Source organism: Achromobacter sp. EB05 (assembly GCF_044232075.1).
Taxonomy (GTDB): Bacteria; Pseudomonadota; Gammaproteobacteria; order Burkholderiales; family Burkholderiaceae_B; genus Achromobacter; species Achromobacter dolens.
Genome location: NZ_CP155917.1, coordinates 2,678,526 through 2,696,172, shown reverse-complemented (window position 1 = coordinate 2,696,172; position 17,647 = coordinate 2,678,526). Strand labels below are relative to the sequence as shown.

Annotated in this window: 14 protein-coding genes; 10 read left to right on the top strand and 4 right to left on the bottom strand. The window is 70.9% G+C overall.

From position 1 onward, the window contains the following. Window positions 1-236 precede the first annotated feature (236 nt). Genes AAID08_RS12415 through AAID08_RS12400 form a run of 4 tightly spaced genes read left to right on the top strand, consistent with a single transcriptional unit; the run spans window position 237 to window position 4,633 of the window. Window positions 237-1,100, top strand: a complete 864-nt coding sequence (locus AAID08_RS12415) for a hypothetical protein (RefSeq protein ID WP_395757697.1) — start codon at window positions 237-239, stop codon at window positions 1,098-1,100. Continuing rightward, a complete protein-coding gene (locus AAID08_RS12410; RefSeq protein ID WP_395757696.1) occupies window positions 1,084-2,817 on the top strand; it encodes a thiamine pyrophosphate-binding protein in 1,734 nt (577 codons plus the stop codon). Before AAID08_RS12415 ends, AAID08_RS12410 begins: the two co-directional genes overlap by 17 nt. 42 nt (window positions 2,818-2,859) lie before the next feature. Then, on the top strand, window positions 2,860-3,837 hold the full coding sequence (locus AAID08_RS12405) for a tripartite tricarboxylate transporter substrate binding protein (protein WP_047990922.1): 978 nt from the start codon (window positions 2,860-2,862) through the stop codon (window positions 3,835-3,837). A gap of 1 nt (window position 3,838) precedes the next feature. Next, a complete protein-coding gene (locus tag AAID08_RS12400; RefSeq protein ID WP_054444730.1) occupies window positions 3,839-4,633 on the top strand; it encodes an SDR family NAD(P)-dependent oxidoreductase in 795 nt (264 codons plus the stop codon). A gap of 30 nt (window positions 4,634-4,663) precedes the next feature. Here the strand turns inward: AAID08_RS12400 and AAID08_RS12395 are convergent, their stop codons facing one another. After that, window positions 4,664-5,470 (bottom strand): IclR family transcriptional regulator, encoded by an 807-nt coding sequence (locus AAID08_RS12395; protein ID WP_372413542.1) that lies wholly within the window; start codon window positions 5,468-5,470, stop codon window positions 4,664-4,666. 10 nt (window positions 5,471-5,480) lie between these two features. Continuing rightward, a complete protein-coding gene (gene ypfH, locus AAID08_RS12390; RefSeq protein WP_054502746.1) occupies window positions 5,481-6,200 on the bottom strand; it encodes an esterase in 720 nt (239 codons plus the stop codon). A gap of 161 nt (window positions 6,201-6,361) precedes the next feature. Here ypfH and AAID08_RS12385 point away from each other — a divergent pair, with 161 nt between their 5' ends. Then, window positions 6,362-7,903, top strand: a complete 1,542-nt coding sequence (locus AAID08_RS12385; RefSeq protein ID WP_244976894.1) for an amino acid permease — start codon at window positions 6,362-6,364, stop codon at window positions 7,901-7,903. A 64-nt stretch (window positions 7,904-7,967) separates the two neighbouring features. Here the strand turns inward: AAID08_RS12385 and AAID08_RS12380 are convergent, their stop codons facing one another. After that, complete coding sequence (locus tag AAID08_RS12380; RefSeq protein WP_175167405.1) at window positions 7,968-9,020, bottom strand: methyl-accepting chemotaxis protein; 1,053 nt, start codon at window positions 9,018-9,020, stop codon at window positions 7,968-7,970. 326 nt (window positions 9,021-9,346) lie between these two features. Here AAID08_RS12380 and imuA point away from each other — a divergent pair, with 326 nt between their 5' ends. From imuA to AAID08_RS12355, 5 genes are all read left to right on the top strand, one after another. After that, window positions 9,347-10,045 carry a translesion DNA synthesis-associated protein ImuA gene (imuA, locus tag AAID08_RS12375; protein ID WP_054502749.1) on the top strand — a complete coding sequence of 233 codons (699 nt, stop codon included), beginning with the start codon at window positions 9,347-9,349 and terminating at the stop codon, window positions 10,043-10,045. Beyond that, complete coding sequence (locus tag AAID08_RS12370) at window positions 9,975-11,444, top strand: DNA polymerase Y family protein (RefSeq protein WP_049073384.1); 1,470 nt, start codon at window positions 9,975-9,977, stop codon at window positions 11,442-11,444. The genes imuA and AAID08_RS12370 overlap by 71 nt, the downstream gene beginning before the upstream one ends. Before the next feature lie 7 nt (window positions 11,445-11,451). Further along, window positions 11,452-14,679 (top strand): error-prone DNA polymerase, encoded by a 3,228-nt coding sequence (locus tag AAID08_RS12365; protein ID WP_395757695.1) that lies wholly within the window; start codon window positions 11,452-11,454, stop codon window positions 14,677-14,679. Between the two features lie 153 nt (window positions 14,680-14,832). Next, entirely contained in the window at window positions 14,833-15,213 is a 381-nt protein-coding gene (locus AAID08_RS12360; protein WP_049073382.1) for an I78 family peptidase inhibitor, read from the top strand. 311 nt (window positions 15,214-15,524) lie between these two features. Further along, window positions 15,525-16,553 (top strand): MerR family transcriptional regulator, encoded by a 1,029-nt coding sequence (locus AAID08_RS12355; protein ID WP_175167408.1) that lies wholly within the window; start codon window positions 15,525-15,527, stop codon window positions 16,551-16,553. A 138-nt stretch (window positions 16,554-16,691) separates the two neighbouring features. Here the strand turns inward: AAID08_RS12355 and AAID08_RS12350 are convergent, their stop codons facing one another. Beyond that, window positions 16,692-17,591: a LysR family transcriptional regulator gene (locus AAID08_RS12350; RefSeq protein WP_175167409.1), complete on the bottom strand. Its 900-nt coding sequence runs from the start codon at window positions 17,589-17,591 to the stop codon at window positions 16,692-16,694. Window positions 17,592-17,647 lie beyond the last annotated feature (56 nt).

Genomic DNA, 17,647 nt, shown 5'->3' with positions numbered 1-17,647 from the left:
CGCCCGCGATGCGCGGCCATGCCACGCGCCTTTGCCCCGCGTCGGCGCGCCTGCCTCCCCGATGGATGGCGCCCCTCATTTTCAAATAGCTTCCATAATATGGAGACAGGATTGTTGGCACCGCCCATGGCCTCTTAGAATCGGTCTCACATCATTATTTCAATTCAAGCAGAGACAGATCGATTTCCTGGCGGCCTCCCGTGGCGCCACCAGGAATCAAAACAAACATCCATAATATGGAAAAACAGAACAACGCCGAACCCGCCCGCGTCATGGACAGCATCACCAAGCTGCGCGCCGAAGACGCCGGGCGCGTGGTGATCGCCGGCTCCCATGGCGGCAGCTACGCCGCCTATTGCGCCGCCCGCGGCCGCGTGCGCGCGGTGGTGCTGAACGACGCCGGCGTCGGCTGGCAACAGGCCGGCATCGCCGGGCTGGACGAACTGCAGCAGTGGGGCGTGGCCGCCGCCACCGCCGACTACCGTAGCTGCCGTATCGGCGACGGCGCCGACATGGCGCGCCACGGCATCATCAGCCACGTCAACGGCCTGGCCCATGCGCTCGGCTGCCGGCCCGGCATGGCCGTGGCGCAGGCCGCGCGGCGGCTGGCCGATGCCGACATGGCGCCGACCTGGCCGGCGCCGCGCCACGAGGCCCGCGCCGTCCTGGCCACGGCTGCCGACGGCACGCCGCGCGTGATCGGCGCCGACTCGGTCTCGCTGCTGGAGCCGGCCGACGACGGCCTGATCGCCGTCACCGCCTCGCACGGCGAACGGCTGGCGGGCCTGGCCACCGACGGCGTGCGCCCCCGCCCCTGGCTGGTGACCTTCAACGACGCCGGCATCGGCAAGGACAGCGCCGGCATCGGCCGCCTGCCCCTGCTGCAGCAGCGCGGCATCGCGGCGCTGACCGTGTCGGCCCACAGCGCCCGCATCGGCGACGCGCGCTCCTGCTACGAGGACGGCGTGGTCTCGTGCGCCAACGCCCGCGCCCGCGAACTCGGCTGCCGCATCGGCGCCCCCCTGAAATCCTTTATTGACGCCCTGCTGGCCGGGCGCGCAACCCACCTGGAGCATTCCCCGCATGTCGGAAACCCTTGAAATCACCGGCGGCGAAGCCATCGCCCGCATGTTCGCCGCGCATGACGTCGGCCTGATGTTCGGCATGGGCGGCTTCCAGCTACTGCCGTTCTACGACGCCGTGCGGCGCCTGAAGCTGAACCACAACCTGATCAACGACGAACGCTGCGCGGTGTTCGCCGCCGACGCCTACACCAAGGTCAGCGGCCGTCCCGCCGTGTGCGACGCCACGCTCGGCCCCGGCGCCACCAACCTGGTCACCGGTCTGGCCGAGGCCTACAACGCCGGCACCGCCATGGTGGCGCTGGTGGGCGACTCGCACCGCATGCATTCGTGGAAGAACATGACGCAGGAGGCGCGCCAACTGGAAGTGCTGCGCCCGGTGGTCAAGGACGTGCTGCGGGTCGAGAAGATCGAGCGCATTCCCGAACTGGTGCGGCGCGCCTTCGCGGTCGCCACCAGCGGCCGGCCCGGCCCGGTGGTGCTGGACGTGCCCGAGGACATCGCGCATGAAGTCCACGCCTTCGACGCCGCCGCCTTCCACGCCAGCGAGACCTACCGCCGCGCGCCCGCGCTGCGCTGCCGCCCGGATGCCGACGCCCTGGCGCAGGCCGCCGCCATGCTGGCCGGCGCCGACCGCCCGCTGATGCTGTGCGGCGGCGGCGTGCACATCAGCGAGGCCGCCGAGGCGGTGCAGGATTTCGCGCGGCGCTACAACTTCCCGGTGGCCCACACCATGAGCGGCAAGGGCGCCATCGCTTGCGACGATCCGCTGAACGCGGGCCTGTTCGGCCGCTACAGCCGCATCGCCAACGACCTGATCGCCAAGGCCGACTGCCTGTTCGTGGTGGGCTGCAAGCTGGGCGAAGTGGCCACGCGCCGCTATGACCTGCTGGCCACCGGCGCGCCCATCATCCACCTGGACATCGTGGCCGAGGAATTCGACCGCACCACCACGCCGGCGCTGCGGCTGTGGGGCGACGCCCGCGCCACGCTGGCCGAGCTGGACCAGGCCCTGGCCACCCAGCCCGACAACGGCGGCGCCCGCCGGGAAGGCTACGCCGCCGAAGTCGGCCAGGCGATGCACACCTGGCGCGAATCGGTGCGCGCCAAGCTGACCTCGGCCGACCGGCCCATCGGCATGGCGCGCCTGATGCACGAGATCAACGCCAGCCTGCCCGAAGACGGCGTGCTGGTGGCCGACGGCGGCTTCGCCGCGCACTGGGGCGGCCTGCTGTTCGACACCAAGCGCGCCGGGCGCGGCTTCGTGCCGGACCGGGGCTTCGCGTCGATCGGCTACGGCATCCCCGGCGCCATCGGCGCGGCCGCCGCCGCGCCCGGACGGCAGGTGGTGAGCCTGACCGGCGACGGCGGCTGCAACATGTCGCTGGGCGAACTGGAAACCGCCGTGCGCATGGGCCTGGCCTTCACCCTGGTGGTGGTCAACAATGCCGCCTCAGGCTATATCAAGGCCTTGCAGCACCTGATGTACGGCAGCGGCAGCTACCAGTCGTCCGACCTGGCCGAGACCAACTACGCCAACGTGGCGCGGGCGCTGGGCTGCAACGGCATTCGGGTGGAGGACCCGGCCGAGATTCCCGCCGCGCTGGCCGCCGCCTACGCCTGCAAGGACCGCCCCACCGTGCTGGACGTGGTGGTGACGCGCGACCCCGCGCACATGCTGCCCGGCGTGGACAGCCGCGCCGCCAAGATCAAGCCGGGCGACCGCATCGCCTGAGCCTGAATAACAACACAGACATCCCAAGCGAGGAGACAACCCATGAAGATCCGTACCTGGCTGACCGTGGCGGCCGCCGCCCTGGCCACCGTGCTGGCGCCGTCCGCCGGCGCCCAGAGCAACTATCCCGACCGTCCGATCCGCCTGATCGTGCCCTTCCCGCCCGGCGGCACCTCGGACGTGGTCGGCCGCATCTTCGCCGAGGCGCTGGGCAAGCAGATCGGCCAGCCCGTGGTGGTGGAAAACCGCGGCGGCGCCGGCGGCACGGTCGGCTCGCGCGCGGTGGCCAGCGCGCCGGCCGACGGCTACACGCTGCTGCTGGGCACCTCCAGCACCAACGGCACCAACTCGGCGGTCTACAAGAACCTGCCGTACGACGCGGTCAAGGACTTCACCCCGGTCACGCAGATCATCCGCGTGCCGGGCGTGATCGTGGTCAACAAGGACTTCCCGGCCAAGGACTACGCTTCCTTCGTGGCGCTGATCAAGGGCGCGCCGGGCAAGTATTCGTATGCCTCGTCGGGCAACGGCGGCGCCACCCACATGGCGATGGAATACTACAAATCGCTGTCGGGGCTGGACATGATGCACGTGCCGTATCGCGGCACAGGCCCGGCGCTCAACGACGTCATCGCCGGCCAGGTGCCGATCCTGTGGGACACGGCGGCCTCGTCGATGGCGCACATCCAGTCCGGCAGCCTGCGCGCCATCGTGGTGGCCGCGCGCAAGCGCCTGCCCCAACTGCCCGATGTGCCCACCTTCGCCGAGGTCGGTCTGCCGACGTATGACGCCGAAATGTGGAACGGCCTGCTGGCCCCGGCCGGGCTGCCCGCGCCGATCCTGGCCAAGCTGGGCGAGGCCTCGCGCCGCGCGCTGGCCGACCCCGAGGTGCAGGCCAAGTACGCCGGCGTGGGCGCCTACGTGGTGGCGGACAAGCCGGAGGCCTTCGCCGCGATGATCAAGGAAGACGTGGCCAAGTGGAAGAAGGTGGCCGAGTTCGCGCACATCTCGGTGGACTGACATGGGCCAGCGCATGCAAGGCAAGACCGCGCTGGTGTTCGGCGCGGGTTCTTCCGGCCCGGGCTGGAGCAACGGCCGCGCCGCCGCCGCGCTCTACGCCCGCGAAGGCGCCCACGTGTTCGCGGTCGACCTGCGTGCCGATTCCGCCGAGGAAACCCGCCGCATCATCGCCGAGGAAGGCGGCCGCTGCACCGCGCTGGCGGCCGACGTGACCGACAGCGCGCAGATCCTGGCGGCGGTGCGGGCCATGCTGGCCGAGGCTGGCCGCATCGACGTGCTGCACAACAACGTCGGCATCACCGAGATGGGCGACCCGATCGAAGCCAGCGAGGAGAGCTGGCACCGCGTCATGGACACCAACCTGACCGGCGTGTTCCTGACCTGCAAGCACGTGCTGCCGGTGATGCTGGCCCAGGGCGGCGGCAGCATCGTCAACATCTCGTCGCTGGCCTCGATCCAGGTCAACACCTACCCGTACACCTCGTACTACGCCGCCAAGGCCGGCTTGAACCATCTGACCCGCGCCCTGGCGGTGCGCTACGCGCCCGACAACATCCGCGTCAACGCGGTGCTGCCGGGCGTGATGGACACGCCGCTGATCTACACCCAGATCGCGGGCCAGTTCGAGGACGTGGAGGAAATGCGCCGGCGCCGCAACGCCGCCAGCCCCATGGGCCGCATGGGCGACGCCTGGGACGTGGCGCACGCGGCGCTGTTCCTGGCCAGCGATGAAGCGAAGTACATCACCGGCGTGTGCCTGCCGGTGGACGGCGGCAAGTCCTGCGCGGGGCGATAGCCGGCGGCGCGGGCCGGCCTGTGCCGCGCTTCAGGCCGGGCGCGGCGCCAGCTCGGCGCCCAGTTCCGTGGCGGCGCGCCGCAGCGCCGCCACCACTTCCTGCAGCCGCGCCCCCGACAGCCGCGAGCGGATCGCGGCCACGCTGAGCGCGGCCACCACGTGCTGCTCGCGGTCGTACACCGGCACGCCCACCCCCAGCATGTCCGGGATGATGCGCCCCGGGTTCAGCGCATAGCCATTCTTGCGGGCCACGGCGATGTCCTCGCGCAGCATCGCGGTGGACGGCAGGTCGGGCGCGGCCGAGGCGTCGTAGCGCGCCAGCACCCGCTCGATGTCGTCGTTGGGCAGGAACGCCAGCAGCGCCAGGCTGCCCGCCCCCACGCCGAGCGGCCGGCGGTGGCCGACCTCAAGCGTCAGGATCTTGATGGGAAAGTCGCCCGTCTTGCGGTCGACGCAGACCGCCTCGTGGCCCGACCGCACCGACAGGAAGCTGGTGTCGCCGGTCGATTGCGCCAGCCGCAGCACCGCCGATTCGGCGATCGCCTTGATGCCGTGGCGGCTTTCCGCCGCCAGGCCCAGGATGTACGACTCGCGGCCCAGGCTGTAGGTCTTGAGCTTGGGATTGAGCGCCAGGAAGCCCTCTTGCAGCAGGGCCGACAGCATGCGGTGCGCGGTGGGCGGCGTCAGGCCCAGGTCGCGCGCCACGTCGGTCAGGCCGACCCCGCGCGCGGGCGCGGCGCCCACGTACTTGAGGATGCGCAGCACCCGGAAGATGCTTTGCGCGCCGCCGACCGGATCGGCGTCGCGCGCGGTGGCGGAGGATTTGGCGGGGCTCACCGGCGCGCCTTCAATGCACCGTGGTGCCGTCGGGCGGCGACTGGTTCAGGCCCAGCGCCGCTTCCCAACTGCGCAGCGGCACGCAGGTCTGCAGCCGCTCGATGGCGCGCTGGATCAGCGCCGGATGCAGCTCGTGGCCGACCTGCGAGGCCACGTCGATGGTGGCGTCGCCATGCAGCTCGTCCAGCCGCGCCTGCGCCGCCTGGATGTGCGCCACCGGCATGACGGCGTCGGCCGCGCCGTGCAAGAGATGCAGCGTGGTGTACTGCGGCGCGGCCTTGGGCAATTGCGCATAGCGGCCCGAAAAGGCAATCACGCGGCCGGCCATGCCGTCATGCGCCTGCACCAGCTCCAGCGCCATGATGGCGCCCTGCGAGAAACCCGCCAGCGCGGTGTCGGACTGCAACAGGCCGAAGCGGGCCTGGGCCCGCTGCACGTAGGCCTCCAGCGGCGGCAGGGCCCGGGCCACGCGTTCGGGGCGGTTTTCCTCGGTGACGCCGCGCACCGAGAACCATTGCCGGCCGGCGCCGCCGCCATCGAAGGGCTCGAAGCCCTCGGGGATCAGGATCGCCGCCGCGGGGAACGCGGCGCGCACGGCCTGGGCCAGCGGCAGCAGGTTGTCGGGCGCGCCGCCGACGCCGTGCAGCAGGATGAAAAGCTGCCGCACCTCGGTGCCGGGCTCGGGCAGGAATTCGATTTCGTGGGGGGACGCGGGGGAAGAAGTGGCCATGCTACGGCTCCGGACAGGCACTGGATGGCCCCATTGTAAAATGCCCGTCATACGCAATCCTAGGCAAAGCGCCCCCCGGGCCGGCTCGTGCCCCCGGTGTCCACAAGGCGCCCAGGGGCGTGCGCGGTCGGCGCGGGGCTTTGCATCAACCTGTGCATTCCATGAAAACACCGACGACAGACTCGGGAACCCCGCCGGCCGGCAAGAACCAGTTGCATCGCGTGCTCAAGGCGCGCCACCTGACCATGATCGCCCTGGGCGGCGCCATCGGCACCGGCCTGTTCATCGCCTCGGGCGCGGCCATCGCCCAGGCCGGCCCGGGCGGCGCGCTCACGGTCTACCTGCTGATCGGCCTGATGGTCTATTTCATCATGACCAGCCTGGGCGAACTGGCCACCTTCATGCCCGTGTCGGGCTCCTTCTGCACCTATGCCTCGCGCTACGTGGACGGCGGCTTCGGCTTCGCGCTGGGCTGGAACTTCTGGCTCAGCTGGGCCACGGTGGTGGCGGTGGACGTGGTGGCCGCCCAACTGGTGATGGCGTACTGGTTCCCCGATACCCCCGGCTGGATCTGGAGCGTCGCCTTCCTGGCGCTGACCTTCGGCCTGAACGCCTTCTCGGCGCGCAGCTTCGGCGAGGCCGAGTACTGGTTCGCCATCATCAAGGTGGTGGCGGTGCTGTGCTTCATCGTGCTGGGCCTGGCCATGCTGGTGGGCATCATCCACAGCGACGCGCCGGTCGGCGTGCGCAACTGGACCGTGGGCGAGGCGCCCTTCGTCGGCAACGCCGCCACCTGGGTCGGGGTGGCCATGGTGGTGGCCTATTCGTTCCAGGGCACCGAACTGGTCGGCGTGGCCGCCGGCGAATCCGAGAACCCGCGCCGCAACGTGCCGCGCGCCATCAACCACGTGTTCTGGCGCATCCTGCTGTTCTACGTGCTGGCGATCCTGATCATCGGCCTGCTGATCCCCTATACCGACCCGCAACTGCTGCGCAACGAGGTCGAGGACATCGCCGTCAGCCCGTTCACGCTGGTGTTCCAGCACGCCGGGCTGCTGTCGGCGGCCACCGTGATGAACGCGGTGATCCTGACCTCGGTGCTGTCGGCCGGCAATTCGGGCATGTATGCCGCCACGCGGATGCTGTTCAACATGGCGGTCGAGGGCCAGGCCCCGGCCGTGTTCAAGCGCCTGACCGGCAACGGCGTGCCGCTGTACGCGCTGCTGGCCACCACCGCGCTGGCCTGCCTGTGCATGTTCAGCGTGGTCTACAGCCCCAAGGCGGTCTATATCTGGCTGCTGAATTTCGCCGGCATGACCGAGTTCATCGTCTGGCTCAGCATCGCCGTCAGCCACTACCGCTTCCGCCAGGGCTACGTGAAGCACGGCTACGACACCGCCAACCTGCCCTACAAGGCCGGACTGTTTCCGTTCGGGCCGCTGTTCGCCTTCGTGCTGTGCCTGCTGGTCACGCTGGGCCAGAACTACCAGGCCTTCCTGGACGAGCGCATCGACTGGATCGGCGTGGTCTCGACCTACCTGGCGATCCCGCTGTTCCTGGCGTTCTGGATCGGCCACCGGCTGGTGAAGAAGTCGCGCTGGATCAGCTACGAAGACATGCAGTTCTACGGCTTCGAGGCCGACCGCGCGGCGGGCGTGCCGCAGGACGAACCGGTAGCCGCCGGCCAGGCCGCGCGGACCTGAGCCGCGTGCGGGCCCGGAGGCATCCGGGGCCACGCGCCCGGCCGCCGTCCGGCCCGCGCCGCCCCTATTCGAAGCTGTCGCGCGGACGCTGCGCGATGACGCCGTACCAGCCCAGGCCGGCATAGGTTTCATAGCCCGGCGTCAGCGCGAACCCCACCAGGCCGCGATCGGCGTTTTCGTAGTAGCCGCGCGGCCGCTCGTCGTGGCGCAGCACGTACCGCTCTTTCAGCGATACCGCGCCATCCGAGGCGGCGATGACGCGCTGGCGGCTGTCGACCAGCAGGCAGCGGGTGCGTCCCCATTCCTCTTCCGACAGGCCCACCGACTTGACGATACTGTCGGCCTGCTGGCTCCAGTCGAAGAACACCCCCAGCACGCCCAGCGGTTCGCCCTGCTTGTCGGCGTCGCGCCGGATCGCGGTGGCGTAGGTGGCGACGTGGGCGCCCTCCAGCAGGCGCTCGCTGTCGATGTCCATGGCCACGTACTCGCCGCCGTCGGCCGTGGCCATCCCGCGCCGGAACCACTCGGCCTGGCTGACGTTGGCGCCGCGCGCCTGCGGATAGCGGTCGGGACGGCCGTTGGCCACCACCCGCCCCTGCGCATCGGCCACCCACAGGTCCAGGTAGACCGTATAGCTGTCCAGGATCACGCCCAGCCGGCCGCTGGCGTGGCGGGCGCTGTCGGCGCCGGGTTCCTGCAAGGCCCGCACCACCGACGAATCCGTCGCCCACCAGCGCACGTCGCAGGAACGCTCGTACAGGTTGCGGTCCATGGTCTCGATCATGTTCAGCGCCAGATCGCCCAGGCGGCGGCCCTCGTAGCCGCGGATCTCGTGCAGGGTGTTTTCGCCGATGCGGATCAGGTCGGCGATGGACCCGGCCAACTCTTCCTTGAGCGCGTCGGCGATGCCGGTGATCTGCTCGGACACGTACTGCACCTGGTTGGCCACCACCGCGAAACCGCGTCCCGCCTCGCCCGAGCGCGCGGCCTCGATGCGCGCGTTCAGCGACAGGTACTTGGCCTGCTGGTTGATGTCGACGATGCTCTCGATCTTCTCGTTCGAAATGCGCTCGACGCGGCGCGACAGTTCGACGATGCGTTCCGGTTGATGGGCCATGTTCAGCACTCCTTTTGTTGGACGTTGTTGCGTGAGGAGACGGTGACATGGGGACAGAAGCAGGAAGCGTGCCAAGCCCTGCACGGGTTAACGACCGGCACCTTCCAGGGGCGTGGCGGGGATGGCGACGGCGCCTCGCGCCTCGAAGCGGGCACTGCGGCACGCACCAATACGGTGCAAGCGACAGATACATCCGGTGCCTTCCGGGTCGGGTAAAATACTGTATATTCATACAGCGATAAGCGATTCCGGCCAGGCGCCTCTCCGCCCGGCCGTGCCGCCACCCACCGAATCTTCACCCAGGAAAACCGGGTCGTCCGCCCGCCATGCCGTCGCCAGAACAGATCCATCCCGCGTTGTGGCGCGCCACCCAGTTGGCGCGCGGCGCCGCCCGCAGCCTGCCCACCGGCCACGCCGCCCTGTCGGCCGAGCTGCCGGACGGCGGCTGGCCGCTGGGCTCGCTGATCGAGCTGCTGGCGCCGCAACCCGGCATCGGTGAAATCCGCCTGCTGCGCCCGGCCCTGGCGCAGCTCGAAACGCGCCGCGCCATCGCCCTGGTGCAGCCGCCGCACGCGCCACACATCGCCAGTTGGATGAGCTGGCGGCTCGACCCGCGCCAACTGCTCTGGGTCGCCCCCGAAAAACCGCTGGACGCCCTCTGGGCCGCCGAGCAGATCCTGAAGAACGGCAGTTGCGGCGCCCTGCTCTGTTGGCTGCCGCACGTGCGCCCCGAATCGCTGCGCCGGCTGCACCTGGCGGCCCAGGCCAGCGACCTGCTGTTCGTCGCCCTGCGCCCGGCCAGCGCCGCGCAGCACGCCACCCCCGCCCCCTTGCGCCTGGCGCTCGCGCCCGCGCCGGGCGGGCTGTCCGTCCATATCCTCAAGCGCCGCGGACCGGTCTGCGAGGCCCCGCTGTACGTGGGCCTGGAGCCCGGCGTCCTGGCGCCCACCCGCCATGCGCCTCTGGATCGCCGCCTGCCTGCGCTGCCTGCCGCTGGACGCACTGCGCCCGCACTGGCCGCTTGAGGCGCAGGCCTACGCGGTCCTCGACCAGGAACGCGTCGCCGCCCTCACGCCCGCCGCGCGCCAGGCCGGCGTGCGCGCGGGCATGCGTCGGGGCGGCGCGGCCGCCATCGCGCCCGAGGTCGAACTGCTGGCGCGCGACCCGGTGGCCGAGGCCGACACCCTGCAGGGCGCGGCGCTGGCGCTGCTGCAATACACCCCCGAGGTCGCGCTGGCGGACGCAGACACCGTGCTGCTCAACGTCGGCGCCAGCCTGCTGTTCTTCCGCGGGCCGCGCGCGCTGCACCGGCGCGTGGCCGCCACGCTGGCCGCGCTGGACCTGCGCGTGTCGCTGGGCATGGCGCCCACCGCCGCCGGCGCCTGGCTGCTGGCGCATCGCGGCGGACGCCGGCCGCCGCGCCGGGTGCTCACCCCGCGCACCCTGGCGCGCCGGCTCGACGCCCTGCCCGTGGCCCTGCTGCCCCAGGCCCGGCCGCGCCTGGACTGGCTCAACGACATCGGCTGCCACACCCTGGCCGACCTGCGCGCCCTGCCGCGTGCCGGCCTGCAACGGCGCAGCGCGCCCGACCTGCTGCAAGCGCTGGACGCGGCCTACGGCCAGTCGCCCGAACTGCATCGCTGGATCGAGCCGCCGCCGCGCTTCGAGCGCCGCATCGAGCTGATGGAATACCTCGAACACACCGACGCGGTGCTGGCCGTGGCGCGGCGCCTGGCCGAACAGTTGGGCGGCTGGCTGGCGGCGCGGCAACTGGCGGTGCGGCGCGTGCTGCTGCGCCTGGACCACGAGCGTGGCCGCCACGCGCGCCCGCCCACCGAGCTGGAACTGGCGCTGGCCCAGCCCGTCTGGCAGGCGCCGCAGATCCTCAACCTGCTGCGCGAAAAGCTCGGCCGCCTGACGCTCGAAGCGCCGGTGATCGCGGTGACGCTGCTGGCGCCCGACACCACCGAACAGCCCGCCGCCAGCACCACGCTGTTCCCCGAACCCGGCGGCACCGCCGCCGACCACGCCCGCCTGCTGGACCTGCTGACCGCGCGGCTGGGCCGCGAGCAGGTGCGCCACGCCTGTCCCCTCCCCGACCACCGGCCCGAGGCCGCCAACGCCTGGGGCGACGCGCTGGAACCGCCGCAACGCCCCGAACCGCTGCCCGAGCCCCTGGACCGCCCCTTCTGGCTGCTCGATCCGCCGCTGCCGCTCAAACTTGCCGGTCACCGCCCGCAATACGCCGGCCAGGCACTGCGGCTGATGCGCGGCCCCGAGCGCATCGAAAGCGGCTGGTGGGATCCGGTCCTGACCGTGCGCGACTACTTCGTCGCCGAGGACGCCGCCAGCGCGCGCTACTGGATCTACCGCGAGCGCGACGACGCGCACGCGCGCTGGTACCTGCACGGGCTGTACGCCTGACCCCGCCATGCACGCGCCCGACGATCCCCATGACGACGCCCCCAGTCCGCCTGCCGGACTGCCCGGCTACGCCGAACTGCAATGCCAGTCGAACTTCTCGTTCCTGCAGGGCGCCTCGCACCCCGAGGAACTGACCGCCCGCGCCGCCGAACTGGGCTATGCCGCCCTGGCCATCACCGACGAATGCAGCCTGGCCGGCGTGGTGCGCGCCCACGTCGAGGCCAAGACCCAGAAGCTGCCGCTCATCATCGGCGCCACCTTCCGGCTGCGCGCCGGCCCCGAGGCCGCGCCGCTGGACCTGACCCTGCTGGCACAGACCCGCGAGGGCTACGGCAACCTGTCCGAACTCATCACCCTGGCCCGCACCCGCGCCCCCAAGGGCGAATACCGGCTGGCGCCCGAGGACTTCACCGCTCCGCCGCCGGGCTACGAACACCTGCGCCACCTGCCCGAATGCCTGGCGATCCTGTCGCCGGTCTACGGCGACGACCCCGACCGCATGGCGCAGCAGGCGCGCTGGCTGGCCGCCACCTTCCCGCGCCGCGCCTGGGTCGGCCTGACCCTGCTGTACCGCTCGCGCGACGACCTGCACCGCGCCGCCGTCGACCGCGCCGCGCGCGCCGCCGAACTGCCGGTGGTGGCGCTGGGCCAGGTGCAGATGCACGTGCGCTCGCGCAAGCCGCTGCACGACACCCTGACCGGCATCCGCACCCACCAGTGCGTGTCGCAATGCGGCTACGCGCTGGCGGGCAACGCCGAGCAGCACCTGCGCACCCGCATGCGGCTGGCCAACCTCTATCCGCCCGAGGCGCTGGCGCAGACGCTGGTGGTGGCGCGGCGCTGCGCCTTCTCGCTGGACGAGCTGCGCTACGAATATCCCGACGAGATCATCCCGCGCGGCCACACCCCCGCCACCTACCTGCGCCAGGAAACCCTGGCCGGCGCCGCGCGGCGCTTTCCGGGCGGGACGCCGGACTACGTCAGCGAGCAGATCGAAAAGGAACTGGCGCTGATCGCCGACCTGCAATACGAGGCCTACTTCCTCACGGTCTACGACATCGTGCAGTACGCCCGCGACCACGGCATCCTGTGCCAGGGGCGCGGCTCGGCCGCCAACTCGGCGGTGTGCTACTGCCTGGGCATCACCGAGGTCGATCCGCGCCGCGGCAACAACCTGTTCGAGCGCTTCATCAGCAAGGAACGCAACGAGCCGCCCGACATCGACGTCGACTTCGAACACCAGCGGCGCGAGGAAGTGATCCAGTACATCTACCGCAAGTACGGCCGCCAGCGCGCCGCCCTGACCGCCGTGGTGATCTCGTACCGCCCGCGCAGCGTGCTGCGCGACACCGGCCGCGCGCTGGGCGTGGACCCGGGCGTGATCGACGCGGTGGCGCGCGCCCACCAGTGGTGGGACAGCAAGCAGGAAATGCTGCGCACGCTGGGCGCCTGCGGCCTGGACCCGGAATCGCAGGTGGCGCGGCAGTGGGCCGCGCTGGCCCAGACGCTGATGGGCTTTCCGCGCCACCTGTCGCAGCACCCCGGCGGCTTCGTCATCTCGCGCGGCAAGCTGTCGCGGCTGGTGCCGATCGAAAACGCCGCCATGGCCGACCGCAGCGTGGTGCAGTGGGACAAGGACGACCTGGACGCGCTCAAGCTGCTCAAGGTCGACGTGCTGGCGCTGGGCATGCTGTCGGCGCTGCGCCGCACCCTGGAACTGGCCGGCCAGCGCCGCGGCCAGCCGCTGCGGTTGCAGGACATTCCCGAAGGCGACGCCCCCACCTACGACATGATCTGCGAGGCCGACACCATCGGCGTGTTCCAGATCGAATCGCGCGCCCAGATGACCATGCTGCCGCGCCTGCGGCCGCGCGAATACTACGACCTGGTGGTGCAGGTGGCGATCGTGCGGCCCGGCCCGATCCAGGGCGGCATGGTGCATCCGTACCTGCGCCGCCGCCAGGGCAAGGAAAAGGAAAGCTACCCCAGCGAGAAAGTGCGCGGCGTGCTCAGCCGCACCATGGGCGTGCCGATCTTCCAGGAACAGGTGATGCAGATCGCGGTGGTCGCGGCCGGTTTCTCGCCCGGCGATGCCGACCAGTTGCGGCGCTCCATGGCCGCCTGGCGGCGCAAGGGCGGCGTCGACAAATACCGCGTCAAGCTGGTGGGCGGCCTGCTGGCGCACGGCTACACGCTGGACTTCGCGCAGGCGCTATTCCGCCAGATCGAGGGCTTTGGCGAATACGGCTTTCCCGAAAGCCACGCCGCCAGCTTCGCGCTGCTGGCCTACGCCAGTTCCTGGCTCAAGCGCCACGAACCCGAGGCCTTTCTGGCCGCGCTGCTCAACTCCCAGCCCATGGGCTTTTACGCGCCGGCGCAACTGGTGCAGGACGCGCGCCGCCACGGCGTGCGGGTGCTGCCGGTGGACGTGACCGTCAGCGGCTGGGACGCGGCGCTGGAAACCGCGCCCGCCGACGCGCCGCCGCGCCGGCCGCATCCTCACGCGCCCTCGCCGGACGAAATCCGCCCCGCCGTGCGCCTCGGCCTGAGCCTGATCCAGGGCCTGCACCAAGACAGCGCCCGCCGCATCGAGGCCGCCCGCGCCGAGGCCCCCTTCACCAGCACCGGCGACCTGGCCCGCCGCGCCGCCCTGACGCGCCACGACCTGAACGCCCTGGCCGCCAGCGACGCCCTGCGCACCCTGGCCGGCCACCGCCGCCAGGCCAGTTGGGAAGCCGCCGCCAGCGTCCACAGCCGCGACCTGCTGCGCGACGCCGCCATCCACGAAACCGAGATGCCGCAACTGACCGCGCCGACTGAAAACCAGACCGTGGCGGCCGACTATCGCAGCGTCGGCCTGACCCTGCGGCGCCACCCCGTCGAGCTGCTGCGGCCGCAACTGGCGGCGCGCAACTTCCAGCCGGCCAGCGTGCTCAACGGCTACCCCGACAAGCGCGTGGCCCGCGCCTGCGGCATCGTCACCGTGCGCCAGCGGCCGCAGACCTCCAAGGGCGTGATCTTCGTCACGCTGGAAGACGAAACCGGCCCGGTCAACGTGGTGGTGCGCCCCGAACTGATCGAACGCCAGCGCCGCGAGCTGCTCGGCGCCACCCTGCTGGGCGTGTATGGCTCGTGGCAGAGCGTGGACGGCGTGCGCCACCTGATCGCGCAGCGGCTGGTGGACCTGTCCGAGCTGCTGGGCGGCCTGAGCACGCCCAGCCGCAATTTCCACTGACGGCAGTGCGCGGCGGCCGGCGACGCTCCGGGAATCGACCGGACGCCACGGCCAAGCGCCGCGCGGGCGGCTGGTCTATGATGGATTTTCCGCGCCGCCCGCCCGCCCCGCGCCGGCCGCGCCGTGGAGACGTTTTCTATTTCAGGAGTGATCATGATCCGCAAGCTGATTCCCGTTCTGCTGGTTGCCACGCTGAGCGCCTGCGCCAACACCGGAGCCCCGCGTTCCTCATCCTCATCCGCCGCCTCCAGTTCCGCCAGCTCGCCCGCCGCGTCCGACAGCTCCTCCGGCGCATCGTACGGATCACCCTCCGCCCAGGCCGGCGCCCGCAAGACCTGCGACGCCGCCGCGCTGCAATCGCAGATCGGCCAGAAAGCCACCCAGTCCGTCCTGGAAGACCTGCGCACCCGCAGCGGCGCCGCCACCGCCCGCATCCTGCGCCCGGGCCAATTGGTCACCATGGAATACAACGACACCCGCCTGAACCTGATCGTCGACGACAAGGACGTGATGACGGCGATCCGCTGCGGCTGACGTCCCGGCATTCACGGCAAGACGGGCGCAACGGGCACTCGCCCGGCGCTCGCTTCTTCCAGACGGCGCGGTTGCCCGGGTCGTCCATGGACATCTTCCCGGGGCCGCCCCGCCCGCGGACAACCATCCCCAAGCGAACGACCGGCCAGCCCCACAGGCTGGGCCGGGCCGGCGCGCCAGCAAGCTTGCCGGCGCGACCGCCCCCTGCACGCCCGGCCCACGAATCGATCCACAAATCGATCCGCCAACGCTTGACCCTTACGTAACGTCATGCCCAAAAGTTCGGCCTGCGCCATTCACGAAGGAACCCCATGCGACTGAAAGTAGGAGAACTGGCCAAGCGCAGCGGACTGACGGTCCGCACGCTGCACCACTATCACGCGATCGGCCTGCTGACGCCTTCGGCGCGCGCCGACAACGGCTACCGGCTCTACGGCCGCGACGACATCGCCCGGCTGCACCAGATCCAGGCATTGCGTCGCTTCGGATTGCCGCTGGCCGAGATCGGCGCCTACCTGGACCAGCCCGGCACGCCGCTGGACGAGATCATCGCCAGACAGATCGCGATGCTCGACAGCCAGATCCAACACGCCACCCGGCTGCGCGAACGCCTCGCGCAGTTGCAAGGCCAATTGGCGATGGGAGCGGAGCCGGAACTGGCCGATTGGCTGACCACTCTGGAACTGATGAACATGTACGACAAATATTTCTCCCAGGAAGAACTGGCGCGTCTGCCCATGTACCGCCGAGGCCCGAACGACGATGCCGGCTGGCTTGCGCTCATCGCCGACGTGCGCCGGCAGATGGACGACGGCGCCCCGCCCGAGGACCCGCGTTCGCAGGCGCTGGCCCTGCGCTGGATGACGCTGCTGCTGCGCGACACCAACGGCGATGCGCGCCTGCTCGTGAAGCTCAACCAGATGCACGAACGGGAACCGGCCATGCAGGAACACATCGGTATCTCGCCCGCCATGCGCGACTACGTGGTGCGCGCCTTCTCCGAAAGCAAGCTGCGGCTCTACGAAAAACACCTGACGCCGGACGAGGCCCGGTTCATGCGGGCGCATTATCACGACCGCGCCGGCGAATGGCCGGCCCTGATGGCGCGGGTGCGCGACGCGATCGATGCCGGGCAGGCGCCCGACTCGGCCGCCGGCCGCGAACTCGCGCGGCAATGGCTGGAACTGTTTTGCAGCTACGCCGGCAACGATCCCGCGACCCACGCGAAATTCCGCCACGCCCTGATGACCGAGCCCGAACTGACCGCCGGCACCTGGGCCGATGACGCCACGCTGGCTTTCATGCGCCAGGCCATGGGCGCATTGGCGGCGGCGCGCTAAGCGGCGTCGGCGTCCGCGGACACGGACGCCGACGCGGTTACGGTCGAGGTCGTCGTCGCGGTCGAGGTCACGGTCGAGGTCGAGGTCTCGGTCGCCGTCGCGGTGACAGTCGCGGCGACAGTCGCAGCCGCGACCGCGCTACCAGCGCGCCGCCTGGACGAAATCCACGAAGGCGCGCAACGGCGCCGGCAGATAGTGCCGGCCCGGAAAATACAGCAAGGGGCCGGTGAAGCTGGGCCACCAGTCCGCCAGCACCGGCTCCAGTTCGCCCCGATCCAGGTACGGCTGCAGCCAGTCCTCGAACAGATAGACCACTCCGGCGCCCGCCACCGCCGCATCGACCGCCAGGTCCACCGCCGCCCCCAGGCTGACGATCAGCGGACCATCCACCTCCACCGTGACGGACTGGCCGTCGCGTTCAAACGCCCACGCCGGCATCGCGCCGCTGGTGAAACGGCCGCGCAGGCACAGGTGCTGGCGCAGGTCTTGCGGATGTTGCGGCCGTCCATGCCGGGCCAGATACCCCGGCGCGGCCGCCGCCGCCATCCGCTGGCGCCGCGGCCCGATCGGGACGGCCACCATGTCCTGGTCCATGCTTTCCTCGTAGCGGATGCCCGCGTCGCAGCCCGACTGCAGCAGCTCGACAAAACGATCGTCAACGATCACCTCCAGCCGGATCTCCGGATACTGCGCCAGAAACGGCGGCACGATGCGCGGCAGCACCAGCCGGGACGCCGCCAGCGGCACATTCAGCCGCAGCCGGCCCGCCGGCCGGTCACGGAAATTGTTGGCCACGTCCAGCGCCGACTCGACCGCGTCCAGCGCGGGCGTCAGTTGCTCCAGCAGGCGCTGCCCGGCCGCCGTGGTCGCCACGCTGCGCGTGGTGCGGTTCAGCAGCCGCAGGCCCAGCCGGGCTTCCAGCCGGCGCACCGCCTCGCTCAACTGCGACGCGCTGGTCCCCGTCTGGCGCGCCGCGCCACGAAAGCCCCCATGCGTGGCCACCGCGACAAAGGCGCTGATGTCTTGAAGGTTGGACACGGCAAGCCCCAATTGTTCGCTATTCCGCACAAGCTGTGCAATTACCAGGGATTGTC